Source organism: Nonomuraea sp. NPDC050680 (genome assembly GCF_040654555.1).
Lineage (GTDB): Bacteria > Actinomycetota > Actinomycetes > Streptosporangiales > Streptosporangiaceae > Nonomuraea.
Genome location: NZ_JBFAIF010000001.1, coordinates 43,979 through 70,019 on the forward strand (window position 1 = coordinate 43,979; position 26,041 = coordinate 70,019).

At 70.2% G+C, this 26,041-nt stretch carries 24 protein-coding genes and 1 pseudogene; 12 read left to right on the forward strand and 13 right to left on the reverse strand.

Annotated features, from left to right (window positions below; translation table 11 throughout):
- From AB0H88_RS00280 to AB0H88_RS00315, 8 genes are read left to right on the forward strand one after another with little or no spacing between them, the layout of a single operon-like run.
- Complete coding sequence (locus tag AB0H88_RS00280; protein WP_357639251.1) at positions 1-1,059, forward strand: MlaD family protein; 1,059 nt, start codon at positions 1-3, stop codon at positions 1,057-1,059.
- Entirely contained in the window at positions 1,059-2,084 is a 1,026-nt protein-coding gene (locus tag AB0H88_RS00285) for an MlaD family protein (RefSeq protein ID WP_357641945.1), read from the forward strand. The genes AB0H88_RS00280 and AB0H88_RS00285 overlap by 1 nt, the downstream gene beginning before the upstream one ends.
- Positions 2,081-3,112: an MCE family protein gene (locus AB0H88_RS00290; RefSeq protein ID WP_357639254.1), complete on the forward strand. Its 1,032-nt coding sequence runs from the start codon at positions 2,081-2,083 to the stop codon at positions 3,110-3,112. The genes AB0H88_RS00285 and AB0H88_RS00290 overlap by 4 nt, the downstream gene beginning before the upstream one ends.
- On the forward strand, positions 3,109-4,155 hold the full coding sequence (locus AB0H88_RS00295) for an MlaD family protein (RefSeq protein ID WP_357639257.1): 1,047 nt from the start codon (positions 3,109-3,111) through the stop codon (positions 4,153-4,155). The genes AB0H88_RS00290 and AB0H88_RS00295 overlap by 4 nt, the downstream gene beginning before the upstream one ends.
- Positions 4,152-5,492, forward strand: coding sequence for an MCE family protein (locus AB0H88_RS00300; protein WP_357639260.1), 1,341 nt, complete (start codon positions 4,152-4,154; stop codon positions 5,490-5,492). The genes AB0H88_RS00295 and AB0H88_RS00300 overlap by 4 nt, the downstream gene beginning before the upstream one ends.
- Positions 5,489-6,262 carry a hypothetical protein gene (locus AB0H88_RS00305; RefSeq protein ID WP_357639263.1) on the forward strand — a complete coding sequence of 258 codons (774 nt, stop codon included), beginning with the start codon at positions 5,489-5,491 and terminating at the stop codon, positions 6,260-6,262. The genes AB0H88_RS00300 and AB0H88_RS00305 overlap by 4 nt, the downstream gene beginning before the upstream one ends.
- Before the next feature lie 17 nt (positions 6,263-6,279).
- Positions 6,280-6,867: a 4'-phosphopantetheinyl transferase superfamily protein gene (locus tag AB0H88_RS00310; protein ID WP_357641947.1), complete on the forward strand. Its 588-nt coding sequence runs from the start codon at positions 6,280-6,282 to the stop codon at positions 6,865-6,867.
- A gap of 9 nt (positions 6,868-6,876) precedes the next feature.
- Positions 6,877-7,053: a hypothetical protein gene (locus AB0H88_RS00315; RefSeq protein WP_357639265.1), complete on the forward strand. Its 177-nt coding sequence runs from the start codon at positions 6,877-6,879 to the stop codon at positions 7,051-7,053.
- On the opposite strand, the gene AB0H88_RS00320 is transcribed toward AB0H88_RS00315, so the two are convergent.
- Positions 7,050-7,976, reverse strand: coding sequence for a cation diffusion facilitator family transporter (locus AB0H88_RS00320; protein ID WP_357639267.1), 927 nt, complete (start codon positions 7,974-7,976; stop codon positions 7,050-7,052). The genes AB0H88_RS00315 and AB0H88_RS00320 overlap by 4 nt on opposite strands.
- Positions 7,977-8,065: 89 nt before the next feature.
- On the opposite strand from AB0H88_RS00320, the gene AB0H88_RS00325 reads away from it, so the two are divergent.
- From AB0H88_RS00325 to AB0H88_RS00335, 3 genes are all read left to right on the forward strand, one after another.
- A complete protein-coding gene (locus tag AB0H88_RS00325; RefSeq protein ID WP_357639270.1) occupies positions 8,066-8,524 on the forward strand; it encodes a MarR family transcriptional regulator in 459 nt (152 codons plus the stop codon).
- A 72-nt stretch (positions 8,525-8,596) separates the two neighbouring features.
- Positions 8,597-9,247, forward strand: a complete 651-nt coding sequence (locus tag AB0H88_RS00330; protein ID WP_357639273.1) for an LppX_LprAFG lipoprotein — start codon at positions 8,597-8,599, stop codon at positions 9,245-9,247.
- Positions 9,244-10,815 (forward strand): MFS transporter, encoded by a 1,572-nt coding sequence (locus tag AB0H88_RS00335; RefSeq protein WP_357639276.1) that lies wholly within the window; start codon positions 9,244-9,246, stop codon positions 10,813-10,815. The genes AB0H88_RS00330 and AB0H88_RS00335 overlap by 4 nt, the downstream gene beginning before the upstream one ends.
- A gap of 25 nt (positions 10,816-10,840) precedes the next feature.
- Here the strand turns inward: AB0H88_RS00335 and AB0H88_RS00340 are convergent, their stop codons facing one another.
- Both AB0H88_RS00340 and aspS read right to left on the reverse strand, forming a co-directional pair.
- Entirely contained in the window at positions 10,841-11,995 is a 1,155-nt protein-coding gene (locus AB0H88_RS00340; protein ID WP_357639279.1) for an acyltransferase, read from the reverse strand.
- Between the two features lie 242 nt (positions 11,996-12,237).
- Positions 12,238-13,518 (reverse strand): aspartate--tRNA(Asn) ligase, encoded by a 1,281-nt coding sequence (aspS, locus tag AB0H88_RS00345; protein ID WP_357639281.1) that lies wholly within the window; start codon positions 13,516-13,518, stop codon positions 12,238-12,240.
- 387 nt (positions 13,519-13,905) lie between these two features.
- Between aspS and AB0H88_RS00350 the strand changes: the two genes are divergently transcribed.
- A complete protein-coding gene (locus AB0H88_RS00350) occupies positions 13,906-14,355 on the forward strand; it encodes a hypothetical protein (RefSeq protein WP_357639282.1) in 450 nt (149 codons plus the stop codon).
- Positions 14,356-14,410: 55 nt separating this feature from the next.
- Here the strand turns inward: AB0H88_RS00350 and der are convergent, their stop codons facing one another.
- From der to AB0H88_RS00400, 10 genes and pseudogenes are all read right to left on the reverse strand, one after another.
- Entirely contained in the window at positions 14,411-15,817 is a 1,407-nt protein-coding gene (gene der / locus AB0H88_RS00355; RefSeq protein ID WP_357639285.1) for a ribosome biogenesis GTPase Der, read from the reverse strand.
- Positions 15,818-15,850: 33 nt separating this feature from the next.
- On the reverse strand, positions 15,851-16,507 hold the full coding sequence (gene cmk / locus AB0H88_RS00360; RefSeq protein ID WP_357639288.1) for a (d)CMP kinase: 657 nt from the start codon (positions 16,505-16,507) through the stop codon (positions 15,851-15,853).
- A 124-nt stretch (positions 16,508-16,631) separates the two neighbouring features.
- On the reverse strand, positions 16,632-17,795 hold the full coding sequence (locus AB0H88_RS00365; RefSeq protein ID WP_357639290.1) for an FAD-dependent oxidoreductase: 1,164 nt from the start codon (positions 17,793-17,795) through the stop codon (positions 16,632-16,634).
- Positions 17,796-17,947: 152 nt separating this feature from the next.
- Positions 17,948-19,126 carry an SMI1/KNR4 family protein gene (locus AB0H88_RS00370; RefSeq protein WP_357639293.1) on the reverse strand — a complete coding sequence of 393 codons (1,179 nt, stop codon included), beginning with the start codon at positions 19,124-19,126 and terminating at the stop codon, positions 17,948-17,950.
- 250 nt (positions 19,127-19,376) lie between these two features.
- Complete coding sequence (locus AB0H88_RS00375) at positions 19,377-20,528, reverse strand: prephenate dehydrogenase (protein WP_357639295.1); 1,152 nt, start codon at positions 20,526-20,528, stop codon at positions 19,377-19,379.
- Between the two features lie 68 nt (positions 20,529-20,596).
- Positions 20,597-20,956 (reverse strand): chorismate mutase, encoded by a 360-nt coding sequence (gene aroH / locus AB0H88_RS00380; protein WP_357639298.1) that lies wholly within the window; start codon positions 20,954-20,956, stop codon positions 20,597-20,599.
- 84 nt (positions 20,957-21,040) lie between these two features.
- Positions 21,041-23,218: a pseudouridine synthase gene (locus AB0H88_RS00385; protein WP_357639300.1), complete on the reverse strand. Its 2,178-nt coding sequence runs from the start codon at positions 23,216-23,218 to the stop codon at positions 21,041-21,043.
- Positions 23,215-23,736: pseudogene (scpB, locus tag AB0H88_RS00390) on the reverse strand (SMC-Scp complex subunit ScpB); the annotation flags it as partial. The gene AB0H88_RS00385 and the pseudogene scpB, both read right to left, overlap by 4 nt.
- 478 nt (positions 23,737-24,214) lie before the next feature.
- Entirely contained in the window at positions 24,215-25,027 is an 813-nt protein-coding gene (locus AB0H88_RS00395) for a segregation/condensation protein A (protein WP_357639302.1), read from the reverse strand.
- Positions 25,024-25,875 (reverse strand): ParA family protein, encoded by an 852-nt coding sequence (locus tag AB0H88_RS00400; RefSeq protein WP_357641949.1) that lies wholly within the window; start codon positions 25,873-25,875, stop codon positions 25,024-25,026. Before AB0H88_RS00400 ends, AB0H88_RS00395 begins: the two co-directional genes overlap by 4 nt.
- Positions 25,876-26,041 lie beyond the last annotated feature (166 nt).

The following is a 26,041-nucleotide window of genomic DNA, read 5'->3' on the forward strand; positions in this document are numbered from 1 at the left end:
GTGGCGCTGTCCAGGGAACGCGTGACCCGCCGGTGGACGCTGCTGCGCGTGGTGCTGTTCGTCGGCTTGACGGTGACGCTGATCGTGGTGATCAGCGTGCAGATCGCCCGGGTCAGCACCGGCAGCGGATACCAACTAATCGCGACATTTGATGATGTGTCGGGGTTGCGGGAGGGCGACCAGGTGAAGATCGCCGGGGCGCCCGTGGGACAGGTCGACACGATCAAAGTGGTGAACGGCCGCGCCGAGATCACCATGGAGGTCCAGGACGCCATCAGAGTGCCGTCGGACACCGAGGCGGCGATCAGGTGGCGCAACGCGGTCGGCCAGCGGGTCGTCTATCTGCTCCCCGGCAGCGCGCCGGGCAGGCTGGCCCCCGGCTCGCGGGTCGTCCGCACGTCGTCCGTGGTCGACATCGGCCAGCTGGTGAGCGACCTCGGCCCGCTGACCCGCAGCCTGGACCCGGACCAGATCAACCAGCTGTTCACCGCCGCCGCCAAGTCCCTGAAGGGCAACGACAAGAACATCCCCCGGCTGCTCGACAACGTCAACGCCATCACCGGCACGATCAACGAGCGCAAGCAGACGATCCAGCGGCTGCTCAAGGACTACGCCACCGTCACCGGCGTGGTCGCCCAGCGCGACAAGCAGATCGAGCAGCTCGTCGACAACCTGGTCACCCTCTCCGAGGCGTTCGCCGGCAACCGCAAGCTGATCGACGACGCGATCGTGCAGCTTTCGACCACCGTCCACACCTCCGACGAGGTGCTCGGCAAGAACGCCGACGAGCTGGGCTCGCTGGTCGACCACCTCTCCGGGCTGACCGGCGGCATCAGGCGGCACGTGAACGAGATCGACAAGACGATCGGGACCTTCCAGCCGCTGCTGGCCCGCGCCTACTCCAGCGTCGATCGCGGTCACTACTTCATCACCGCGGTCCCGTGCCTGGCGCTGAGCGCCGCGCCCTGCCCGTACCCGATGAAGACGCCGCCCCCGCTGCGCGGCAGCACGCGGATCCAGAGCTCGAAGGACCTGCAGAAGCTCATGGTCGGTGAGTGATGGCGCTCAAGTCCTTCCGCGACCGCAACAAGATCGTCGTCGGCCTGATCTCGCTGACGGTGCTCGGCGCGGTCCTGGTGGCCACCTTCCTCGTCGGCAGCCTCGGGCTGCTCGAAGGCGGCTACTACATGTCCGGCACGTTCGTGGACTCCGGCGGCCTGCGCACCGGCAACGACGTCCGGGTCGCGGGCGTGCGCGTCGGCAAGGTGACCGAGGTACGGCCCGACTACGGCCAGGGCAACGTGGTCGTCACCTGGAAGGTCGACACCGACGTACGGCTCGGCCGCGCCACCCGGGCCGACATCACGCTGTCCAACCTGCTCGGCGGCCGCTACGTCAAGCTGTCGGGCCCGGTCACCGCCCCGTACATCGACCAGCTCCCCGAGGCGCAGCGGCGGATCCCGGTCACGCGCACGGGCATCCCCACGCTGATCAACGACGCCATCAAGGACGCCACCCACCTGGTCCAGAAGCTCGACACCAAGGCCGTGGACGACCTGCTCACCCAGCTGGGCAAGATCGACACCAGCAAGCGCGGCCGCATCACCAAGCTGCTGAAGAACATCGGCGACCTGTCGGACACCATCAGCCAGAGCGAACCGCAGCTGCAGAAGCTCCTCGACAACGGCACCAAGATCATGAACGTGCTGGAACGGAAGGACAAGCAGCTCGGCCGGCTCATCGACGCCATCGAGGTCATGCTGAACGAGCTGCGCTCGCGCCGCAACGAGCTGCGCGCGCTGCTCGGCGACGGCAGCGACCTCGTCCAGAGCACCACCCGGCTGATCAACGAGCACGAGAAGACGCTGGTCCAGGTCCTCGACGACACCGGCGCGATCACCACCAAGCTCAACAGCGGCAACAAGGAGTTCAACGCGCTCCTGGCGTGGGCCGGCCCGACGTTCTCCGGGCTGTCCACGATGGGCGGCCAGGGCCCGTGGCTCGAGGCCATAGCCACGGGCCTGGGCCCCATCGACCCGGAGGTGCTCGGCGCCATCGCCAAGGACAGGAAGAACGACCGATGACCCGTTTACTGGCGGCCCTGCTGGCCGGCACGCTGCTGGCGGCCAGTGGCGGGTGCACGCTGCTCGGCGCCGAGCCGTACCGGTTGACCGCGATCTTCAGCAAGGCCCCCTCGCTGTACGAGCAGGCGCGGGTGAAGGTGATGGGGCTCGACGCCGGATATGTGACGAGCATCCGGATCGACGGCGACAAGGTGCGGGTCGAGCTGTCGGTCGACCGGGAGGTGCCGCTGCCCGCGAACGTCAAGGCCGTGGTCGCGCCGCAGAACACCCTGGGCGAGCGGAACGTGGTGCTCTACCCGCCCTGGAAGCCCGGCGACCAGCGGATCGCCTCCGGCGCCACCATCCCGCTGGAGCGCACCGACCTGCCGGTGGAGATCGACGACGCGCTCGACGCGTTCACCAAGCTGACCGACGCGCTGGACTCCGACAAGCTGGGCGACGTCGCGGGCGACCTCGCCGACGGCGTCAGAGGTCGCGGCAAGACGGTCAACAACGCGCTCGCCGACACCGCGCGGCTCACCGACACGCTGGCCAAGCAGGACCAGCAGCTCGTCGACCTGGCCAAGGGCCTGAACAAGCTGGCCACCAGCCTCAACAAGCGGCAGGGGCAGGTGACCGGCGCGATCGACTCCTTCGCCGAGGCCAGCGCCATCCTGGCCGAGGAGCGGCGGCGGCTGCGGACGTTCATCGCGGGCATGGCCGATTTCGTGCGCCGTGGCGACGTGATCATCGAAGCCTATTCCGAACGACTGCCCCAGGCCGCCGGCACGCTGGCCGAGCTGGTGCTGACGGTCCGGGCGAACAGCGCGTCCATGGCTCAGGCGATCAAGGGCGCGGCCGACTTCTCCGACATCCTGATCGACTCGTGGGACAAGAAGCAGCACGTGCTGAAGATCCGCGTGGTGCTCAACGCGATGACCAGGGCCTGGCTGACCCCGTTGTTCGACGCCCTGAACCTCGGCAAGGTGCCGTGCCTGCCCGCCGGCCTCAGCAACTGCCCCTACGAGCAGGGGAAGAAGAACCGATGAAGGCACGTGTCCTGTCCGGGCTGCTCGCACTGGGCATCACCGCGTCCTGCTCGCTCCAGACGCTCGGCGCCGCCGGCGGCGACCTGACCATCAACGCCACCTTCGACGACGTCCAGAGCCTGGTCGCCGGGCACAGCGTGCAGATCTCTGACGTACGGGTGGGCACGGTGACCGGCATCCGGCTGCAGGGCTACCAGGCCAGGGTGACCATGTCGATCATGCCGGAGCACCCGGTGCCCGAGGGCAGCACGGCGACGGTGGCCAAGACCTCGGTGCTGGGCGAGAACTACGTCCAGCTCACGCCGCCCGCCGGCAAGGACCTGTCGATGGGCCCCTTCCTCAAGAGCGGCGCCACGATCACCGACACCTCGGTCGAGCCGGACATCGAGCAGGTCACCGCGAAGGCCGGGCCGCTCATCGAGGCGCTCGGCACGCAGGACGTCAACGCCATCCTCGACGCCGCCTCGACCGCGTTCGCCGGCAAGGGCGCCGACGTCAACAAACTGATCAAGCAGACGGCCGAGGTGACCGACACCTACGCCGCCGCCCGCCAGGACATCGCCACCACCGTGGACGCCCTGGCCAAGCTGGGCGACCAGCTCGCCAAGGGCAGCAAGGAGCTGGACCGGCTGCCCGGCACGCTGGCGGCGGCCACGGCCCGCATCGCGCACGGCCGCAGGCACGTGAAGACGGCCATCATCGCACTGACCGACCTGGCCAAGGAGGCCAACCTCACGGTCTATCCGCGGCACGCCGCCCGGCTGCGCACGCTGCTGCGCGAGCTCGACGCGATCACCTCCTCGATGCTGCGCGGCAAGGAGGACCTGAAGGCGCTGGTGGCCAAGCTGCAGGCGTTCATCGACACGCCGCCGATCACGGTCAACGGCCAGGTGCTGATCTACGTGTGGCTGAAGGGCCTGCTGACGCCGCAGCACAAGGGACTCCTGCCGAACGGCAAGACGGGCTTGCTGCCTGACGGCAAGACGGGTCTGCTGCCCAACCGGGTGGCGGACTTCCGCCTGCTCTGGGAGCCGCCGCGATGAGAAACCGCCGCATCTACCTGAACCTCGGCTTCTTCGTCGTCCTGGGTATCGTGATGACGATCTGGGCGTTCAGCACGATCATCAAGCTCGACGCGATCACCCAGCCCTACCGGGTGTCGGCGGAGTTCGTCTCCTCCCCCGGCCTGGTCCGCGGTTTCGACGTCGCCTACCTGGGTGTCCGGGTGGGGAAGGTCGGGGACGTACGGCTGGCGCCCGGCAAGATCGTCGTGGGCCTGGACATCGACAAGGAGATCCGGCTGCCGAAGGCCGCCACGGCCGAGGTGCGGCGCAAGTCCGCGATCGGCGAGCCGTACGTGGAGCTGTCGCCGCCCGCGACCGGCGTGAACGGCCCGACGCTCGCGGCCGGCGACGTGATCCCGCTGTCCAAGACCACGGTGCCGCTGGACTACCGCAAGCTGTTCGAGGGCGTCGGCAAGCTGCTGTCCGCGGTGCCGCCCAAGGACGCCAAGACGATCACGCACGAGCTGGCGGTGGCGCTGGACGGCCGGTCGTCGTCGATCAGGGACATCATCGAGGACGCGCACGACCTGACCGGCACGCTGGCCGACAACTCCCAGGTGCTCGACGACCTGTCCGTGCAGCTCACCCAGCTCACCCACACGCTGGCGGGCAGGAAGGACAAGCTGGCTTCGGGCATCACGGACCTGAGCACGGTGACGGCCACGCTGCGCGAGTCGCGTACCGATCTCGACACCTTCCTGGACCAGGGACCGGGCGTGTTCGGGCAGCTCGACCGGGCCATCAAGCGGGCCAGACCGGGCCTGTCGTGCCTGCTGACCGCGGCGGGCCTGCCGCACAAACCGGTGTTCTCCGCCGAGACCGAGCGGAACGTGCACCACCTGCTGAGCATCGTGCCGACCGCGCTGAGCCTGGCGGACGACATCAGTGTGAGAGAGGGAAACACGGTGTACGGCAAGGCGTCGTTCATCTTCAGTGTCCCGGGCGGGCCGCAGCCGGCGGAGGAGTACGCGGGTCCTGTAGGACCGCCCATCGTGCCCCGCCTGCGCGCCTGCCCCGACCGCGCCACGGACGAACCGGTCCGTACGGAAGACGCCGCCGACCATCCCCGTAAGGACAGAGACACAGAGCCGACCAGGCGGCCGGAAGCCCAGGCCAAGGCCACCGCACAGCCCGAGCGGACCCCGGCGGCGGCGGGCGCGAAGTCGCCCGCCGCGGCTTCCGGGCCCGCGTCCCGTACCCCGGTGGACACCGCTCCGCTGATTGCCGCGATCTTCCTCGCGGTGGCGGCGAGTGGTGGCATCTTGGGGTGGATCGCGGTGGGCCGAGCCGCCCGCCGGCGTGAGGAGAACGCATGACCACCAAGCAGGACCTCGCCGAGGAACAGCAGAGCGCCGCGGAGGAGGCCAACCCGACCGCCTCGGACGGCCCTCCTCAGGAGCCCTCGGCCAGCGCGGGGGCGGACAACGCGGTCTCGGACGCCAGCCCCTCGGAAGGCGTCTCCTCTGACAGCGGCCCCTCGGACGGCGGTGTCTCGGAAAGCGGTGGGGTGGTCGGGGCTGGGCGGTCGGGGCTGGGGCGTGGCCGGATCCTGGTGGCGGTGGTGGCCCTGCTGGTGGCCGCGCTGGCCGCCACGGCGGCGCTGCAGTGGATCTCCGCGGGCCAGGCCCGCGACTCGCTGGCCCGGCTGGAGAACGAGCGCGCCCTGCGGCTGGAGGTCTCGGGCGCGGCCAGTTCGTTCGGCAAGGCGCTGCTCAGCTACGACTACCAGAACCTCCAGGCCACCCGCGCCACGCTGACGGCCCAGGCCACCGGGGACTTCCTGGCCACCTACGACGAGGCGTTCGGCGGCGCGATGGCCCAGGTCATCGTCAAGCTCAAGGCCGTCTCGCAGGCCAACGTCCGCGAGGTCTACCTCTCGGACGTCGACGAGGCCACCGCGCACGCCATCGTCGTGGTCGACCAGCAGGTGAACACCTCGGAGGCGATACGCTCGGTCAAGGACTCCCATCTGAAGATCAGCCTGGTCAAGGAGAAGGGCGTCTGGAAGGTCCACGACGTGACCGTGCTCGGCGCGGCCAAAGAGGACCAGTACAACCTGGACAGCAGCACCAAGAAGAAGGACTGACGATCGGCCCCGTGGCGATGGGTGGGCGCCCCGACGAGGTGCTCGCCCCAGAAGACTGGCTGACCGACGTCGAGCGGGCGCGCGCCGCCCGGTTCGCGTTCGAGCCCGACCGCCGCTCGTTCACGGCGGCCCACCTGCTCGTACGCCTCTGCGCCGCCGCGGTGCTCGACACCGATCCGGCCGGGCTGACCCTGTTACAGCACTGCGAGGTGCACGGCCCCGGCCACGGCCGCCCGTACATCGAGCAGGCCCCCTCCCTGGGCGTCAGCCTCAGCCACACGCGCGGCTACGTCTGCGCGGCGGCCGGTGAGGGCCGGGTGGGCATCGACGCCGAACGCGTGCCGCCGGGCCCGTTCGACCGGCTGCTCGCCGGCCGGGCGCTCACCGAGCGGGAGCTGGCGGCGGTCACCACCAACGAAGAGCTGATCAGGCACTGGACCCGCAAGGAGGCCCTGATCAAGCGCGGCGAGCTGACCCTCGACGGGCTGCGGGCGGCCGACGCCGACGTGGCGGGCCGTCACCTGCTCGAATGGACCGCCGAGGGCGACATCGTAGTGGCCGTTATCACAGACTCACCAGCCGAGCAATTTCCCTTGAGCGGATAAACTGAGCGTATGTTCTACAGCAAGTCAGTCGAGGAGCGAATCGCCGACCGGATGGCCCAGCGCAAGCCGCTCGAAGAGGGTAAGACCTTCGAGCACGGGCCGGCCAAGTTCGTGTTCGTCTCGCTGATCGCCGCGGTCGTGCTCATGCACGTCGTCGGCCTTGCCGTGGTCATGGCCCTGCACTAACGGCGCCGGGTCGGAGTCGGATCCAGAAACACCTGGGAGATGCCGGGATAGCGCTCCCGCAGCCGGCGGTCCAGCTCGTCGCAGGCGATCTCCACTCCCCCGGCGGTCGCGTCGTCCCGGAAGTCGATCTTCGCGGCCACCAGGAGGCTGCCCGGGCCCAGCATCATGGTGAGCAGCTCGACCACGCTCTCCACCTCGGGCTGCCCCACCAGCACCGCGCGGATCTCCTCCTCCATCGGGCCCGGAGCGGACTGGCCGATCAGCAGCGACACGTTCGACCGGATCAGCGTGAGCGCGGCCACCAGCAGGAGCACACCGATCGCGATCGACGCCGCGCCGTCCCACACGGGCGAGCCGGTCACCTGGTAGCCGAGCAGGCCCAGCGCCGCGATCAGTAGCCCGATCAGCGCGGCCGCGTCCTCGTACACGACGGCCTTCAGCGCGGTGTCCGAGGTGATCGAGACCAGCCGGAACGGGCTGACGTCATGCCTGCGCGCCTCCCTGCGCAGCTGCGCGAGCGCGTTGAGGAAGGACATGCCCTCGATCGCGAAGGAGAGGGCCAGCACGATGTAGGACGGGATGAGGTTGCCGAGCCGCTCGCCGTGGCTGATCTCGTGCACGCCGTGCGTGATGGAGAACCCCGCGCCACCGACCAGGGTCGCGACCGCCGCCATCATCGCCCAGAAGAAGCCCGCCATGCCGTGCCCGAAGGGATGGCGCGGGTCAGCGGGCCGTTGGGCCCGGCGTACGGAGACCAGGAGCAGGAGCTCCGTCACCGTGTCCGCGGCCGAGTGGGCCGCCTCTGACAGCATCGCCGCCGAACCGCCGATCAGGCCCGCGATCAGCTTGGCCACCGCGATGGCCAGGTTCGCACCGCCCGCGACCAGAACGGTGCCCAGACTCTCACCCGAGTTCTCCGCCACAACGGCTCACTCTATTCTGTGCGCTAGATTGGAGATCTTGACCTCCTCCCTCGCCTGAAGACGGGGGTATCCACGCTCGAGGAGTCTCGATGAGCGCGCCTCGCTGGCTTTCCCCCGCCGAGCAGCGTGCCTGGCGTACCCACCTGGCCCTGCACAAGCTGCTCATGCACCGGCTCGACCGCGAGCTGCAGGAGCACGCCCTCTCGGTGAACGACTATGAGATCCTGGTCAACCTCTCGGAGAGCCCCGACCACCGGATGCGGATGAGCGACCTGGCCGACGCGACCATCCAGTCACGCAGCCGGCTGTCGCACCAGATCTCCCGCATGGAGGCCAAGGGACTCGTCGTCAGGGAGGACTGCCACGACGACCGGCGGGGCACGTTCGCGGTGCTCACGAGCGAGGGCTGGGCCACGATCGAGCGGGTCGCGCCTGATCACGTGACCAGTGTCAGGGAGCATTTCGTCGACCGGCTCACCGACGACCAACTGGACGCGCTGGTGGCGGCTTACGAGCCGATCGTCGAGCACCTGAAGAAGCTGCGCTGAACGGCCGGGCCGACACCTAACCGATATGCCCGACGGCGCACGATCGTTCCGGGCGCTCGCTACGATCCGCTCATGCTCCGAAAGCTGCTGTTCGTCGTCGTCTTCGCGCTGGTGTCCGCCTGCTCATCAAGCGGCGGCGGAAGCGAGCTGCCCGCCGGACCCGACCTGCTGAAGAAGTCCGCCGAGGCCATGAAGGTGGTCAAGTCGGCCACCTTCTCCATCGCCACGGACGGCAAGCCCAAGGTGCCGGTGAAGAAGGCCGACGGCAGACTGACGGCCGCCGGTGACGCCGACGGCACGATCACCATCGAGGTGCTGGGCAGCCTTCAGGAGATCACCTTCGCCCTGGTCGGCGACACCGTCCACTTCAAGGGGCCGACGGGCGGCTTCCAGAAGATGACCAGGAAGGACCTGGCGCAGCTTTACGACCCGTCGCGGATCCTCGACCCGTCCAAGGGCCTCGCGCAGCTGCTCGGCACGGCCACCGACCCGCGCGTGGAGGCCGAGGAGAGCGGCGCCTACCGGGTGGCCACCGCGTTCTCCGGTCAGGTCCTCGGCACCCTCATCCCCGGTGTCACGCAGGGCGTCAACGGCAAGCTCTGGGTGGACAAGGCCACCAGCCGGCTCACCAAGCTCGAACTGCCGCTGCAGGACGGCACGGTGACCGTGTCGCTCAGCGACTTCGACGCGCCGGTGACGATCACGCCGCCCGCCGCCGGATGAGGCGCGCCCGCCGGGTCGCGCTCGGCGTCGGCGGCGCGGTGGTGCTGCTGGCCGCCCTCGACGCGTACGTGGTCGTGACCGTCCTGCTCGACATCGCCACCGACGTGGGCATCCCCACCAACCGCCTGGAGCGGGCCACACCGGTGGTCACCGGGTTCCTGCTCGGCTACATCGCCGCGATGCCGCTGCTCGGCCAGCTCTCCGACCGGTACGGCCGGCGTCCCCTCATCCACGCCTGCCTGGCGGCGTTCGCGCTCGGCTCGGTGCTGACCGCGCTGGCGTCCGGAGAGGTGATGGTGGTGGCCGGCCGGACGATCCAGGGGATCGCGGGAGGCGCGCTGCTGCCGATCACGATGGCGCTCATCGGCGACCTGTGGCACGAGCACGAGCGCCCGGTCGCGCTCGGCGCGGTCGGCGCGGCGCAGGAGCTGGGCAGCGCGCTCGGCCCGCTGTACGGCGGGGTGCTGGCCCTGCTGCCGAGCACGACGGTGTTCGGGATCGAGCTGGGCGGCTGGCACGCCATCTTCTGGATCAACCTGCCGCTGGCGGCACTGGCCGCCATCGCAGTCCACCTGACCGTCCCCTCACCACGCGCTCAACGGACTCCTTCCGGTCCCGCTCCCATGGACAGGACTCCGTCCGAACACCCGGAGCAGCCGTCTTCCGGGCCTTCGAATGAGACATCGGCCGGGCGTGTGGACGGGGTCGGCGGCGCGTTGCTGGCCCTGAGCCTCGCCCTTCTGGTGGTGGGCCTGTACAACCCGGACCCCGCCACGACCGTACTGCCGCCCTGGGGCCTGCCGGTGATCGCCGCCGGGGTCGTGGCCGGGGCGGCGTTCGTCTGGTGGGAGATGCGGTCGAAGGTCCGGCTGCTCGACCTGACGGGCACCCGCAAGGGACCGCTGCTGGCCACGCTGGGCGTGAGCTTCCTGACCGGGGCCGCGCTGCTGATCACCATGGTGTTCGTCCAGTTCACGGCACAGACGCTGCTCGACCTGGACACGTTGGACGCGGCGCTGGTGCTGGCCAGGTTCCTGATCGCGCTCCCGGTGGGCGCCCTGCTGGGCGGCCTGCTGGCCCGCCGGCTCGGCGACCGGGTGGTGGCGGTGGCGGGCCTGATCGTGGCCACGGCCGGGTACGGCGTGATGAGCCGCTGGCCGCTCGACCTGGCGAACGCCGGCCTGATGATGGACCTCTCACTGGTCGTGGCCGGGCTGGGGCTGGGGCTGGTCATCGCGCCCGTGTCGGCGGCGGTACTCCGGGTGACGCCTGCCACGCAGCACGGGGTGGCCTCTGCGGCGGTGGTGGTGGCCAGGATGATGGGCATGCTGATCGGCATCGCGGGGGTGTCGGCGTGGGGATTCCACCGATTCCAGTCGCTGACCGCGGGCCTCGACACGCCGCTGCCGGTGGGGGTGGAACCGGCCGTGTACGCCAAGCAGCTGAGCGAGTACCTCGCGAAGGTGGACGCGGCGCTGCATCTGGAATACACGGAGATGTTCTTCGTCACGGCGCTGATCTGCCTCCTGGGCGCGATGGTCGCCGCCTTTCTCCCCCGTGCCCGGTGAAAGCCGCCTGACCACCGTCTCGGCCTCAGCCAGCGCCTGAGACGAGGCGCTTGCCCAGCCGTTGCGCTGGAAGCTCCACGAAACGCCTTGTCACCGCGCTGGCCCCAAGCAGCAACCCCAGCACGCCGGCCAGAACCGCCAGCCGTGCGTACAACGGCACAGCCAGCGGCTCGGGCCAGAAGGGCTCGACGCTCTCCAGGAGCAGCGGGTGGAGCACATAGATCGAGTAGCTGACCAGTCCCAGCCATGCAAGCACCCGTGGCACCCTCCGGTGCCGCAGTGCCATCCCGACGACGAAGGTCATCCAGGCCGCGACCGTGGCCGTCTGAACGCCGAGCTCAGCACGCGCCAGCCAGACCCCGGCCAGCGGCACCAGGGCCACCCAACCAGCTTGTTTCCAGGAGATCTCCCCCTGCTCAGCCCGATACAGCACCGTGCCGGCGAACATGGTGGCCAAGATCAGCAGCCCCTGCCACGGGCCGGGATAGCTCTGATTGACCGCCAGCAGAACCAGCACGGTGACCCCCAGGACGACGGCGCCCGCGTACCGTATCCCGGTTGTGCCTTTGAGCACCGCGGCCAGTCCCGCCGCCAGCAGTGCGGTCACCACCAGCACGACCGCCAGCATCCGCCCCGATCCGCCGGCCGACAGCAGCGCGACCGGCAGCGCGCCCGCACCCACCACGGCCGCCGCGGCGAAGCCGAGAGCGCCGACGGCACTCCGCCGGTGCACGCCGAGGCTGAACATCGCGGTCAGCAGCAGGTAGAAGGCCATCTCGTAGGAGAGCGTCCACAGGACGTTGACCACGTTCGGCACATACAGCAGATTCTGCATCATCGTCAGATGACCCAGCGCCAGGGAGACCGGCCGCGAACTCCACCAGATATGCGGGGCGTCCCAGCCCACTGCCGCCAGCAACGCCATGCCCGCCACGCATACCCCGAACAGCGGATACAACCGGAAGAAACGCGAGATCCAGAAAGCCCGTATGCTGCCTCGCCGCTCCAGCGACGCGGGCACGATATAGCCGCTGACCAGGAAGAACACCATCACCCCATACCAGCCGGGCTCGAAGGCCGCCTTGACCGGCGACTCCATCTCGGGCAGCAGGGGCTTCAACGCATGCTCGAAGACCACCACCACAGCGGCGATGCCACGGAGGGCGTCGAGCCAGGCCATGCGCCGCCCGGTCTGCTGCCGGGCCGCTGCCGGAAGAGTAAGCATCCGGCGATGCTAGCGATCGATTCCCTGGAACCGCGCATCTATCGATATGCGTCACGATCCGCCGCCGATGGATGAGGCGTTGCCCCGGCCCGGGCAAGGCGATGCCACTGCTCGCGGGCCGGGGATGACCGGATCAGAGGGCCGGGGTCGAAGGGGGTCTGGCGTCAGGCCGTGCGGTGCCGTACGAGATGACGCTTCTACGGAGAGAGCCGGTGCAGGTCGCGCGGGAACAGCGTGGCCTGGCGGATGTTCGCGGCGCCGACCAGGCGCGCGGTCCAGCGCTCGAGGCCCAGGGCGAACCCGCCATGCGGTGGCATGCCGTGTGCGAACGCCTGCAGATACCCCTCATACGGCCCGATACCCTCCCCACGCGCGGCGAGCGCGTCGAGGTAGTCCTGGTACCTGTGCAGCCGCTGCCCGCCCGTGACCAGCTCCAACCCCCGGAAAAGCAGGTCGAACCCGTTCGAGTACCCCTCACGCAGCGGGTCCGGATGGGTGTAGAACGGCCGCTTGGCCATCGGATACCCCGTGACGAACAGGAACTCCGACCCGTGCTCCCGCACCGCCCACTCCGACAGCCACCGCTCCTGTTCCGGCGAGAGGTCCGGCTCGAAGTCGCCTGTGAGCCGCTGCGCCTCGGTGAAATGGATCGCCGGGATCTCGGCGGGCACCTCCGGCAGCGTGACATCCAGCAGGTCGACCGCGGGCTGCCCCCGTACCGCCTCCACCATGCCCGCCACCGCCTCGCGCAGCACCGCCATCACGTCACGGTGGTCGCGCACGAAGCCCAGCTCGGCGTCCAGGCTGGTGTACTGGGCCAGGTGGCGGACCGTGTCGTGCGGCTCGGCCCGGAAGACCGGCCCCACCTCGTAGACCCGCTCGAACACACCGACCATCGCCTGCTTGTAGAACTGCGGCGACTGCGCCAGGTAGGCGGGGCGGCCGAAGTAGTCGATGCCGAAGACGTTCGCGCCCGACTCGGTGGCCGAGGCGACAATCTTGGGCGTGTGGATCTCGGTGAACCCCAGCCGGTCCAGCGTCCGGCGGAACCCGGCCACGCTCGTCGCCGAGATCTCCAGCGGCGCCCTGAGCCGCGGATGGCGCAGCGCGACCGGCGCGTGGTCAAGGATCGTGGGCAGCGCCGCGGGCACGACCGGCCGGTAGAGGTCGAACGGCGGCGCCTCAGTGGGCTCGGCCAGTACCTCGATCTCCGGCTCGGTGAGCTCGACGCCGCCCGGCGCCTGCGGGTTCGCGGTCACGACGCCCGTCACCCGCACGACCGTCTCCTCGCCCGGAACCACGCCGGGCTCCTCACCCGGGACCACGCCGGGCGCCACCACCTGGGCGAGCCCGCTGCGGTCCCTGACGACCAGGAAGGACACGGATTTCAGCCGCCGGCGGCGATGTACCCAGCCGGCGATCGTCACTCGTTGTCCGGCGTGCTCAGCGAGCTCCGCCGACAGGACACGAGAGATCATCACAGCTCCTCACGAGTTGCATGATCCCTTGGGAGTGCGGGGGAGAAGGGAACTCCCGGTGCCACCGCACTTTCGCCGCCCACGCGGGGGCGGCCTCCACGACCCGATGACGGGGGTCAGACCGGCGGGGCATTTCCTCCCCGCACTCGGGAGTGTCTTCGCCGAAGGGGCGCGAGGCCGCCTTCACAGCTGCCGGCGGCTCTCTGGACCCGCGCGGGCCTTCGGTTACTTGTCTCCGTCTACGCGTTGCCGGTGATCATAGACATCGCCGGCGAACGTCGGCAACCCGATTTGCCGCAGTACGCCGTACAGGGGCCGGATAGGGGTTATCCAACGGCCGGTCGCCGAGCACACTCGGGGCAACCTGTCCCCCCGGAGGAGGTCGGCATGCGCAGAGCCCTGGTCGGATGCGCCGTCGCGCAGATCGTCGTGGTGATCCTGCAGTTCTACCTGGCCACGTTCGGCGCGTTCCAGATGCCGCGGCCCACGGGCACGGATCCCGCGGCGATCGGCCTGCACGCCGCGAACGGCCTGTTCGTCATCCCGGCCGTCTCCCTCGTGGCCACCGTCGTCGCGGCGCTGGCGAAGGTGCCAGGCAAGCTGATCGCGCTGTGCGCCGCTCCCCTGGTGCTCAGCGCGGTCCAGATGCTCGTCGTCTTCCCGCTGGCCGGGCTCGCCGGCGCCACGAAGAACGACACACCGCTGGCCAGCCTGTTCGTGTACGGTCTGCACGCCGTCGTGGGGCTGGGCCAGCTCTGGGCGGTGATCGCCGCCTACCGTGCCGTACGCAGGCACGCCAAGGCACCCGCGGAAGAACCCCAGCCCCAGCCGGTCTGACCCCATCCACTCCCAGGCCCGGCCCGGACAGAGCCGGACCGTACCTGGGCCGGAGCTACTTCTTGGCGGGCTGGCCGCCGCTCTTCCGCTTCTCCCGGATCTTCATCGTCACGTCGATCGGGGACCCGGCGAAGCCGAACTCCTCGCGGATCCGGCGCTCGATGAAGCGCCGGTAGGTGTCCTCCAGCCAGCCCGAGGTGAACAGCACGAACTTGGGCGGCTCCACCGACGCCTGAGTGGCGAAGAGGATCTTCGGCTGCTTGCCACCCCGCACCGGCGGCGGCGTCTGGTGCACCAGCTCGGTCAGGAACGCGTTGAGCCTGGCCGTCGGCACCCGCGTCGACCATGAGCCGAGCGCCTTCTCCAGCGCCGGGACGAGCCGGTCCATGTGGCGTCCGGTCTTGGCGGAGATGTTGACCCGCAGCGCCCACGGAGTGCGGACGAGCTGCCGGTCGATCTCCCTCTCCAGGTAGTAGCGGCGGTCCTCGTCGACCAGGTCCCACTTGTTGAACGCGACGACCATCGCCCGGCCCGACTCGATCACCAGGCTGATGATCCGCAGGTCCTGCTCGGTGAGCACCTCGCTGGCGTCGATGAGGACGATCGCCACCTCGGAGCGTTCGAGGGCGGCTCGGGTGCGCATGGCGGCGTAGAAGTCGGCGCCCTGCAGCTCGCGGTCGCGCCGCCTGATGCCGGCGGTGTCGACGAAGCGCCAGGTCTTGCCGCCCAGCTCGATCAGCTCGTCGACGGGGTCGCGGGTGGTGCCCGCCATCGGGTCGACCAGCACTCGCTCCTCCCCCGCCAGCTTGTTGAGCAGCGAGGACTTACCGACGTTGGGCTTGCCGAGCAGCGCCACCCGGTAGGGGCCGCGTTCGGCGTCGAACCTCAGCTCCGGCGTCTCCGGCAGCGCGTCGAGGATCACGTCGAGCAGGTCTCCGCTGGAGCGGCCGTGCAGTGCCGACACCGGCTGCGGCTCGCCGAGGCCGAGCGCCCAGAGCGCGGCTGCCTCCAGCTCCACCTGCTGGTTGTCGACCTTGTTGGCGGCCAGGATGACCGGCTTGCCCGACTGGCGGAGCACCGAGCCGACCGTCTCGTCGGCGTCGGTCGCGCCCACGGTGGCGTCGACGACGAACACGATCACGTCGGCCAGCTCGACCGCGACCCGCGCCTGGTCGGCGATGCGCAGGTTCATCCCGGTGGCCTCGGGGTCCCAGCCGCCGGTGTCGACGACCGTGAAGCGGCGCCCGCGCCAGTTGGCGTCGTAGGTGACGCGGTCGCGGGTGACGCCCGGCACGTCTTCGACGACCGCCTCGCGGCGGCCGATGATGCGGTTGACCAGCGTGGACTTGCCTACGTTCGGGCGACCGACGATGGCCACGACCGGCACCGGGCCGCTGTCGGCGACGTCGTCGGATACTGCGAGATCGTCGAGTTCAGCCTCGACCCAATCCCCCGTTGACACGATTTTTCATCCTTTGTGAGTACCGCACCCTTGTCAGGTGCGCTCCTTGATCAGACTCAGCACCTCGCCGATGACCTCTTCGAGGGTCAGCGGCGTGGTGTCGAGCTCGACGGCGCCAGCCGCCATCGAGAGTGGATCCGCCTTGCGAGTGGAGTCGAGGGTGTCACGCTTGGCCATGGCGGCCTGCTGCGCCTCCACCGTGGTGCCGCTCAGCTCCGCCGTACGGCGCAGGGCACGGGCCTCGGCGCTGGCCGTCAGATAGACCTTGACCGTGGCGTCGGGGGCGACCACGCTGCCGATGTCGCGGCCCTCGACCACGATGTCGCCGGCGCCGATGATCTCCCGCTGCAGGTCCACGAGACGCGCTCGCACCTCGGGCACCGCCGCGACGACGGAGACCGCCCCGGTGACCTCGGCCTCCCTGATCGGCCCGGCCACGTCGACACCGCCGACGTGGATGGACGGGCCGTCGGGGTCGGTGCCACAGGCGATCTCGGGCTCGCCCGCGCGAGCCGCGACAGCGGCGGGATCGGCCAGATCGATGCCCTGCTGGAGCATCCACCAGGTCATCGCCCGGTACATCGCCCCGGTGTCCAGGTAGCGCAACCCGAGTGCGCGAGCGACTCCACGCGACACGCTCGACTTGCCCGACCCCGCAGGACCGTCCATGGCAACGACCAGACCGGTCACGGCCTCTCCCTTTTCACGTTTCCCACTTGACGTTCTTTTCTCCAACCTGAAGAGGCTACCGCCTCGCACGCGTGCCCTACGCCCAGCTCGACCATCCGCGCCAAGTTCTGGCGGCACGCGCCCATCACCTGAATCCGGCCGTCAGCCGGAACAGGCCGACCGGCACCAGCCCGCGCTTGAGCAAGCGGTAGGTGGGTATCGGGCTGCCGCTCACCGTCTCCTTGTAGGCGATGGCCCAGCGCCCCTTCAGGTACGCCCTGCGCGGTGTGTCGTCGGGGTGGGTGAACTGGATGACCGCGTCCCGGCGCCCGAGGCTGAGGGGCTGATGAACGTACCCGAACCGGAAGGCCTTCACCGGACGGCCGCGCAGCCCGTCGGCGAGCGCGTCGGCCGCGTGCAGGCCCGTCGGGATACCGCCCTGGCAGGTCCCGTGCATGATGCCGTACGGCTGGCGCACCGCGGCGGCGTCACCCACGGCGTGGACATCCGGGTGCGACACCGAGCGGAGCGCGGCGTCGACCACGATCCGGCCCCGCGCGTCCACCGTCAGCCCAGCCTCGGCGGCCAGGGACAGGCCCCTGGTGCCGGCGGTCCAGAGCGTCGCGTCGGAGTGGACCAGCTCGCCCCCGGCCAGCTCGACGGCGTCCGGCAGCACCTTGGTGATCTCGGCATCGTCGCGTACCCGGATGCCGAGCCGGTCCATCGCCCGCTCGACATAGGCGCGGGCCTTCTCACCCATCATGGAGCCCGGGCGCCCCCGGCTGAGCAGGACGACGCGCAGGTTCGGGTGCGCTTCGGCGAGCTCGGTGGCCGACTCGACACCGGTCAGGCCGCCGCCGGCCACGACGACCGTCCCCCGGCCGAGCTCATCGAGCCGTCGCGCGAGGCGTACGCCCTGGTCGTGGTCGTCGTAGACGTAGGCGTGCTCGGCCACGCCGGGGGTCGAGGCGTCGGTGACGGTGCCGAGCGCGTAGATCAGCTTGTCGTACGCGATCACGCGCCCGTGGTCCGCGCCGTCGCCGTTGACGGTGACCTCGTGCCGTGCGGGGTCGAGGGCGCTCACGCGGCCCAGGACGAGGTCGATGCCCGTGCCGGCGACGATGTCGGCGATCGGGTGGTCCCGCAGCCGTTCACCGGCGGCGGTCTGGTGCAGCCGCAGCCGCTCCGTGAACCGCGGCGCGGCACTGACCAGCGTGACCTTGCCGCCGTGACGGCGCGTGCGGGTGGCGGCCCTGATCGCGGCCGCGATGCCCGTGTAGCCGGCGCCCAGTATCAGGATGTTCGTCATGTCCCTGGCTCCTTGCGAACTCCGGTTGAATTCCGCACTGAAGACGGAGCGAGCCGCCAGGGATGTGACATCGGCCGTCGAGTGAGCTGTCCACGAACTTTTCCCAGCGGCCAGGCGGGCGAGCCGTCGATTCCGCTGGTTGTTGTCGCTGACTACGCGGCGGGGCCGAGGTGGCCCTCGATGAGGGTCTGGGTGATCGGGGGCCGGTTCCAGAGGGCGAGGAGTTCGTTGGCGATGGCCGTGATCGGGAGCGGGTGGCGATTGCCGTGCACCTCGATGGCGGCGGCCGACAGGCCGCGCGGGACGGCTCCAGCGTCGAGGAGGACGCGCCACTCCTCGGGCCCGAGTTCCAGGAACTCCAGGCCGGTCAGCTTGGCGATCTGCGACGGGTCGGCGAGCGTGCCTGGGTAGGCGGTGAGGGTCCGTAAGCGAGGCAGCCCGATGACGGGCGCGAGGCTGAAAGGTTCGCCGTCCCAGACGCCGATGCGCAGGACCTCCAGCTCAGGGTGGACGGCGGCCTGGACGCTTGTCAGGCTCCGGACGTTGATCCAGGCCACGGCTGGCGGTTCGTCGCTGCGATGGTCGGAGTGCCAGTCGCCGCGCTGGTTCACCACCAGGTCAGTGAGGGAGCCGGCGAGCAGGGCGGCGCCGATGCTCTGCTCGTGGTCGAGCACGATGATCTGCCCCACGTGTCCGCGCGGGCCTGGGGTGAGGTCGACCGCGATCCGATCGCCGCCGCCGTTGTCACCGAAGGCGATCCAGCCGGGTGAGCCGACCAGCCCCTGCACCGCGGCGTCGAGCGGGGTGACGACCGCCTCCGTCGCCGCGAACCGCCACGGGCAGGGACGGGACGGCGCGTCGGCGATGTACAGGTCATCCAGTGGGAAGAGCTCGCAGCCGATTGCCTCGACGACGCGGTTCGCTGCCGCGTAGTCGCCGCCCCAGTCCTGCCACCGCCCCCGCGTTACCCGGTAGAGCACCTTGAGTTCGTCGGGCAACGCAACGCCGAGGCGCGCTTCCGTGGCGGCGATCTCCGCCTCGGTGGCGCCGGTGGCGCCGGGGAGTCGCTCACGGAGGGTCCGCTCCAGCAACGCCAGATCCATCGACGGCGCCGGCACCGTCCCAGGCACTGAATCGGGAAGGCGGCGCCAGGGCTCCGGGACGGAGCCCTGGACCAGGATGAGCGATCCCGGATGCGGCCCGTTGCCGGTCTCAACGGCGGGGCTGGGATTGAGTAGGTAGAGCACGGTCCGCCCGCTAGGCGAGATCTCCGCCGCGAAGGAGATGCCGTCGGCGCCGACATCTGCGAGCGCGCTTTGCACCCGTTCCACTGCATCGACCTCGTCTTGCATGTCCTCAGCCTGGAGGGCTTGGCCTGGCCGTGGGAATCGCGGCGGCAGTGGCAGACTCCACCCGCTGCGGCCGATCCGTCCCGCCACGTGGCCGCCCGGGGCGGCAAGATTCTTCACGTTGCCCGCCCGCAGGAGCCTCAGCAGCGGCTCCCAGGTCATGAAGTCGTGAATCGAGGGCAACGGTGGCCTCCGGTCGTTCCGGTAATCGGGGTGAAGGACGGCACCCGCTTCAGGGGACCTGCCAGCCCCGTTCGTGCAGGGCCTTGGTGAGCACCGCCGCCGCGTCCGGCTGCACGGAGACTTCGGCGATGCCCAGAGGCAGGCCGGGAGCGTGCTCCAGGCGTACGTCCTCGACGTTGACCCCGACCTCGTCGCAGATCTGGAAGAGCCTGGCCAGCTGGCCGGGGCGGTCACCGACGACGACCTGGACCACCACGTACGCCGGCGCGGGGCCCCCGTGCTTGCCGGGGATGCGGCCATGTCCGGCAACGCCGCGCTTGAGCAGCTGGGTCAGCTCCTGTGTGGCGGTGCCGTCGCCGTCGGCCAGCGCGCGGAGCGCCGTCGCGGCCTCGGCCAGGTCGTGGGAGACGGCCTCCAGCACCTCGGCCACCGGAGTCGCGTTGCCCGACAGGATGCCGAGCCAGAGGCCCGGGTCGCTGCCCGCGATCCTGGTGACGTCACGTACGCCCTGCCCGGCCAGGCCGAGCGCGATGTCGGACGCGTCCGCCAGCCGGGCCGCGACCGCCGAAGCGGCGACGTGAGGCGCGTGGGAGACGACGGCCACGGCCTGGTCGTGCTCGGCGGCGTCCACCTCGATGGGGTTGCCGCCGCAGAGCTCCACCAGCCGCAGCACGGCCGCCCTGGCCTCCGGCGTGGCGTCGGGGGTGGGGCACAGCGCCCACGGGCGGCCCAGGAACAGCTCGGCCCTGGCGGCTCCGGGGCCCGACTTTTCGCGTCCGGCCAGTGGGTGGGAGGCGACGTAGGTGGACATGTCGCAGCCCAGCTGGGCGGCCCGCTCGATGGGCTCCACCTTGACGCTGGCCACGTCGGTGTAGAACGTGGCGGTGCCGTTGCGCTGCAGGGCCAGCAGCTCTCCGGCGATGAGCGCGGGCGGCACCGCGAGCACCGCGAGATCGATCGTCTCGCCGGACTCACCCGAAGCCGAAGCGGCCTGGGCGTGCGTCTCTGGATGCTGCTCCTCGCGGGCGTGCGTCTCTGGGTGCCACTCCTCGCCCGCGCCGAGCTCCCGGGCCAGTCGTACCGCTCCCTGGTCGTGGTCGGCGAGCAGCACGCGTAGCCCGCGCTGGCGCAGGGCCAGCGCGATAGAGGTGCCGATGAGACCGGTGCCGACTACCAGCACGGTACGGAGTTCGGAGGCCATGTAGATGTCCTGATTTATCGGGCGTCGGAGAAGCTCGGTCGAGTGGCAGGAAGCGGATGAGCCGGTCGCTACTGGGCTATGTCCTGGCGGAGCGCGACGGCGCCGCGCAAATAGACGTGCTGGATGTCGGAGCGCGGCCGATCCGTCTCCACGTGGGCCATCAGGCGCACCACCCTGGGCAGCGCGCCCGGCACGTCGATCTCGGTGCAGCAGATCAGCGGCACGTCGTGGAAGCCCAGCTTCCGCGCCGCCAGCGCCGGGAACTCCGCCGTCAGATCGGGAGACGCCGTGAACAGCACGCTGATCACATCGTCGGTGGTCAGCTTGTTGCGCCCCATCATCTCGCTGACCAGCTCCGTGGTCGCCTCGATGATCGCCCCACGGTCGTTGGCGTCCACCTGGATCGCCCCGCGGATCGCCCGCACCATGTGATTACACCCCTCTATAGCGGTGAAGCCCGTGCGGAGGTTCGCACGGGCTCCTGCGTTAGCGCCCAGATTACAGCTTCGGCGCTACAGCTTCACAGCGGCGTAAAGCTCGCCGACCTCCTTCAGGGACAGCGCCCTGACGGTGCCCGCCTTGGTACGGCCCAGCTTGACCGGACCGAACTCGATCCTGGCCAGGTCGATGACGCGATGACCGGCCTCTTCCAGCAGCCGCCGGACGATGTGATTGCGGCCTTCGTGCAGAACGACCTCGACCAGCGCCTGCTGGCCGTGCTCCTGCACGATCGAGAAGGAGTCGATCTTGGCGAGGCCGTCTTCGAGCTCGATGCCCTGCTTGAGCCGACGGCTGAGATCACGCGGGATCGGGCCAGGGACCTTCGCCCAGTACTTCTTCTGCACCCCATAACTCGGGTGAGTCAGCCGGTTGGCCAGCTCGCCGTCGTTGGTGAGCAGCAGCAGCCCCTCGGTCTCGGTGTCGAGCCTGCCCACGTGGAACAGCCTCGGCGCGAGCTCCTCCACATAATCGGCCAGGCACGGCCGGCCCTGCGGGTCGTCCATGGTGGACACGACGCCGATGGGCTTGTTCAGGGCGTAGTAGACCAGGTCGGGGGCGGTCGGGATGCGCTTGCCATCCACGTGGATGACCTGCGCCGCCGGGTCCACCTTGGCCCCGAACCTCCGTACGACCTGCCCGTTCACGGTGACGCGGCCGTCGCCGATCATCTCCTCGCAGGCGCGACGGCTGGCCACGCCCGCCTGGGCGAGCACCTTCTGCAGCCGTACGCCGCCGGGCACCTCCGTGGTGTCGCGCTCGTCGGTGTAGCCGTCGGGGAAGAAGTTGCGATCCCGCATGGGCTGGCGAGCGGTCTTGAACCGGTCGCGCGGGGCACCGGTGGCCGCCCCGTCCCGTCCGCCGGACGTACGCCCGCCGATGGTCTGAACGTCGTCGCGCCTGGGGGTACGGCTCGGACGGCCGGCGTCGCGGCGCGAGCCGGCGTCGTCACGCCGTCCGAAGCGGGCACGAGTGGACTCGCCGCGGCCGTTGCCGGTCCGCGGGGACTCTCCGCGGCTGTAGCCGCTCCTCGGGGAGTCGGTACGGGAACCGCCGTCCCTGCGGCCACCACGGTCGGCCCGGAAGCCGCCACGGTCCTCTGTGCGCTCGGGACGCGATCCGCCCCGGTCGTCACGACGGTCGCCCTGATAACCGCCCCGGTCGTCCCGCCTCTCGGGCCGGAAGCCGCCACGGTCATCACGACGCTCGGGACGGAAGCCACCCCGGTCATCACTACGGGCGCCCTGGAAACCGCCACGGTCGTCGCGGCGCGGGGAGCGGAAACCACCGCGGTCGTCACTACGGGCGCCCTGGTAACCGCCACGGTCATCACGACGCTCGGGCCGAGAGCCGCCACGGTCGTCACGACGCTCGGAACGGAAGCCACCCCGGTCATCACTACGGGCGCCCTGAAAACCGCCACGGTCGTCGCGGCGCTGGGGACGGTAGCCGTCACGGCCGCCACCCTCCCGAGGGCCGGAGCCGCCGCGGTCGGAGCGGTATCCGCCTCGGTCGCCCCCGGGGGACGAGCCGTAGCCACCGCGCTCGCCACGGGACGACCCGCCGTAGCCACGGTCGCCGCGCGACTGCGCGCCATATCCGCCTCGGTCGCCGCCGCGCGATGGTGAAGAGCCGCCGCGGGACTGCGAGTAGCCGCCCCGGTCGCCGCGGGACTGGGAGTAGCCGCCGCGGTCGCTTCCGGGCGCCGGACGGTCGTCGTCGCGGGAGGGGGAGCGGTCGTCGCGGTACGTACGCTCGCGTGACGACCGGTCGTCACGGGAGGAACGGTCGTAGCCGCCACGGTCGCCCGTCGAGCCGGAACGGTTGTAGCCGCCCCGGTCGCCCGCTGAGCCGGAACGGTCGCGGGAGTCGCCGGAGGTGGGCCTGCCGTACCGGGCGCGGGAACCGCCACGGTCGGCGCGGAGGGAGTCGCGGCCGGAGCCCAGCTCGCTTCCGGAGTCGCGGCTGTAGCCGCGGTCATTGTCGTCGCGGCGCGGTGCGCCGCGGTCACTGTCATCGCGGCGGGGTGCGCCGCGGGAATCGTCTCGGTGGGAACCGCCACGGAACCCCTCACGGCTGGAACCGCCGCGCGAGTCGTCCGAGCGGAAGGCGGGACGGCCGCCACGGCTCGCGCCGCCGGTGCGTCCACGACCGCGTCCATCACCGGACGGGGTGCTGCGCCTGTTGATCACTTTGTATTCTCCTCGAGGTTTTCCACGTCGTCGGGGAGGAAGGGAGCGAGCTCGGGGAGCTCACCGATGTCCTTCAGTCCCAGACGTTCAAGGAAGTATGAACTTGTCCGGTAGAGCACTGCCTGGCTCTCCGGGTCGGTGCCGGCCTCTTCGACCAGGCCCCTGGCAACGAGCGTCCGCATGACGCCGTCGCTGTTGACGCCGCGGACCGCGGCGACTCGTGCACGGCTCACCGGTTGCCGATAGGCGACGACCGCGAGGGTTTCCAGCGCGGCCTGGGTGAGCCGGGTCTGCTGGCCGTCGCGGACGAACCGCTCGACCAGCGCGGCGCAGTCGGCTCGCGTGTAGAACCGCCAACCGCCTGCCACTTCTCTCAGATCGAAACCCCGCCCGGCTCGGGTGTATTCCGCGGCCAAGGCCCGGAGTGCGGTGCTCACCTCGTGGGTGGGCCGTTCGAGCACCTGCGCCAGGGTCACTTCGGGGACGGGCTCGTCCACGACCATCAGGATGGCTTCGAGCGCCGCCCCGAGCGTCGGGCCGCCGCCCTGGGGGTCGCTCTCAGCGGGTTCATCGGGTACGCCGTCCGGGCCGCCTGGCTCGGATGCCTCCGCGCCGGACGGCACGATGGACGCGTCCCAGAGCTCCTCGACCGCATCCAGCTCAAGCGATGCGCCCTGAAGCCCATCATCCACATCCGGCTCGAGAGACGGCCCCTGAAGCCCATCATCCACATCCGGCTCGGGAGACGGCCCCTGAAGCCCATCGTCCACGTCCGGCTCGGGAGACGGCCTCTGGAGCCGGTCGTCCGCCTCCGGCTCGGACGGCGCGACCTCCGCCTCGTCAACTGCCAGCGCGATCTCCGCCTCGTCAACTGCCAGCGGGGCCTCCGGCTCGTCGTCCGGCCCGTCGTCGGTGCTCGTGGAGGCGAGCGAGCCCGGGAGGGTCATCCAGGCGGGCAAGGGGGCGGGTTCGCGAGGCGGGGTGTCGTCCAAGCGGTCAGTCATCAGCCGTCTTCTCCGCGCTCTCCTCGTAGTCGTCCCCCACCAGGACGTCCCCGTCGTCCGAGCCGGTCCAGGTCACGTGCAGGTCGCCCAGTGGTTCGACCTGTTCGAAGGTGACCGCGGACTCCCGGAAGAGCTCCAGCACCGCCAGGAAGCGGGCGATGACTTCGATGGTGCCGTCACAGTCGGCCACCAGGGCCCGGAAGGTGGCCCGCCGCATGCGGCGCAGGTGAGCAACCAGAATAGCGGCTTGCTCCCGCACGCTGGCCAGCGGTTGGTAGATGTGCCCGACGCTGACCGTGGGCGGGAGCTTGGGGACGAAGGCGCGGGCGGCGATGCGGGCGAGGTCGTCGGGGCTGATGCCGAGGATGAGCTGCGGGAGGAGGTTGGCGAACTGCGGCTCCATGGGCGCGGTGCGCGGGAAGCGCAGCGCCTCTTCGGCCATGCGGCCGGAGAAGACCTTCGCCACCTCTTTGTACGCCTTGTACTGCAGGAGCCGGGCGAACAGCAGGTCGCGGGCCTCCAGCAGGGCCAGGTCCTCTTCGTCCTCGACCTCGCCCGAGGGCAGCAGGCGGGCCGCCTTGAGGTCGAGCAGCGTGGCCGCGACCAGCAGGAAGTGGCTGGTCACGTCGAGATCCCACTCGGGGCCGCGAGCCCGGATGTAGGCGATGAACTCGTCGGTGACCTTGGAGAGCGAGATCTCGGTGATGTCGAGCTTGTGCTTGGAGATCAGACCGAGGAGCAGGTCGAAGGGCCCCTCGAAGACGTCCAGGTGGACCCTGAACCCTTGTGGCTCTGTCTCCGTCACCTGGCCATTGTCGCAGGTGCCGGCCAGCGGGACAGCACCTCGCGGGCCAGCTCACGGTAAGCGTTGGCGCCCAGGGACGACGGGTCGAAGGTGGTGATCGGCTCGCCGGCGACCGTGGCGTCGGGGAAGCGCACGGTGCGGTTGATCACGGTGTGGAAGACCTTGTCGCCGAACGCCTCGACGACGCGGGCGAGCACCTCGCGGCCGTGCAGGGTGCGGGCGTCGTACATGGTGGCCAGCAGGCCCTCGATCTCGAGGTCCTCGTTGAGCCGTTCCTGCACCTTGGTGATGGTGTCCATAAGCAGGGCCACGCCGCGCAGCGCGAAGAACTCGCACTCCAGCGGCACCATGACGCCCTGCGCGCAGGTCAGCGCGTTGATGGTGAGCAGGCCGAGCGACGGCTGGCAGTCGATGAGGCACACGTCGTAGTGCGGCAGCAGCGGCTTGATCACGCGGCCGAGCACCTGCTCGCGGGCCACCTCGGTGACGAGCTGGACCTCGGCGGCCGACAGGTCGATGTTGCTGGGCAGCAGGTCGAGGCCGTCGACGCCGGTTTCCAGCAGCACGTCCTCGGCGGTGACGTTGCGCTCCATGAGCAGGTTGTAGACCGTGAGGTCGAGCTGGAGCGGGTTGATGCCGAGGCCGACGGACAGGGCTCCCTGCGGATCGAAGTCGACGAGCAGCACCTTGAGGCCGCATTCGACGAGCGCGGCGCCCAGGTTGATGGTGGTGGTGGTCTTGCCGACCCCACCCTTCTGGTTGACCATCGCGACCACCCGCGCGGGCCCGTGGATCTCGGGCGCCACAGGTTCGGGGAACACCGGGCGGGGACGCCGGGTGGGGCCCAGATTCACGCCGACGGAGGGCGTGTTGGTCTTCGTGTCACCCCAGGGGTTGTCGGGGGTCCCCGGGGTCGAACCGTTGGTCTTCAGAGTCACCAGCTCGAACCTCCCTGACGATCCCGAACCGGACCGTCCGGACGGACACTATGGCGTCACCACTTAACGCGGCAAG

Excerpts from the sequence above, each read along its gene's own strand:
- AB0H88_RS00285 (WP_357641945.1), top strand. The coding sequence starts at position 1,059 with ATGGCGCTCAAGTCCTTCCGCGACCGCAACAAGATCGTCGTCGGCCTG.
- AB0H88_RS00290 (WP_357639254.1), top strand. The coding sequence starts at position 2,081 with ATGACCCGTTTACTGGCGGCCCTGCTGGCCGGCACGCTGCTGGCGGCC.
- AB0H88_RS00295 (WP_357639257.1), top strand. The coding sequence starts at position 3,109 with ATGAAGGCACGTGTCCTGTCCGGGCTGCTCGCACTGGGCATCACCGCG.
- AB0H88_RS00300 (WP_357639260.1), top strand. The coding sequence starts at position 4,152 with ATGAGAAACCGCCGCATCTACCTGAACCTCGGCTTCTTCGTCGTCCTG.
- AB0H88_RS00305 (WP_357639263.1), top strand. The coding sequence starts at position 5,489 with ATGACCACCAAGCAGGACCTCGCCGAGGAACAGCAGAGCGCCGCGGAG.
- AB0H88_RS00310 (WP_357641947.1), top strand. The coding sequence starts at position 6,280 with ATGGGTGGGCGCCCCGACGAGGTGCTCGCCCCAGAAGACTGGCTGACC.
- AB0H88_RS00315 (WP_357639265.1), top strand. The coding sequence starts at position 6,877 with ATGTTCTACAGCAAGTCAGTCGAGGAGCGAATCGCCGACCGGATGGCC.
- AB0H88_RS00325 (WP_357639270.1), top strand. The coding sequence starts at position 8,066 with ATGAGCGCGCCTCGCTGGCTTTCCCCCGCCGAGCAGCGTGCCTGGCGT.
- AB0H88_RS00330 (WP_357639273.1), top strand. The coding sequence starts at position 8,597 with ATGCTCCGAAAGCTGCTGTTCGTCGTCGTCTTCGCGCTGGTGTCCGCC.
- AB0H88_RS00335 (WP_357639276.1), top strand. The coding sequence starts at position 9,244 with ATGAGGCGCGCCCGCCGGGTCGCGCTCGGCGTCGGCGGCGCGGTGGTG.
- AB0H88_RS00340 (WP_357639279.1), bottom strand. The coding sequence starts at position 11,995 with ATGGCCTGGCTCGACGCCCTCCGTGGCATCGCCGCTGTGGTGGTGGTC.
- aspS (WP_357639281.1), bottom strand. The coding sequence starts at position 13,518 with ATGATCTCTCGTGTCCTGTCGGCGGAGCTCGCTGAGCACGCCGGACAA.
- AB0H88_RS00350 (WP_357639282.1), top strand. The coding sequence starts at position 13,906 with ATGCGCAGAGCCCTGGTCGGATGCGCCGTCGCGCAGATCGTCGTGGTG.
- AB0H88_RS00365 (WP_357639290.1), bottom strand. The coding sequence starts at position 17,795 with ATGACGAACATCCTGATACTGGGCGCCGGCTACACGGGCATCGCGGCC.
- AB0H88_RS00375 (WP_357639295.1), bottom strand. The coding sequence starts at position 20,528 with ATGGCCTCCGAACTCCGTACCGTGCTGGTAGTCGGCACCGGTCTCATC.
- aroH (WP_357639298.1), bottom strand. The coding sequence starts at position 20,956 with ATGGTGCGGGCGATCCGCGGGGCGATCCAGGTGGACGCCAACGACCGT.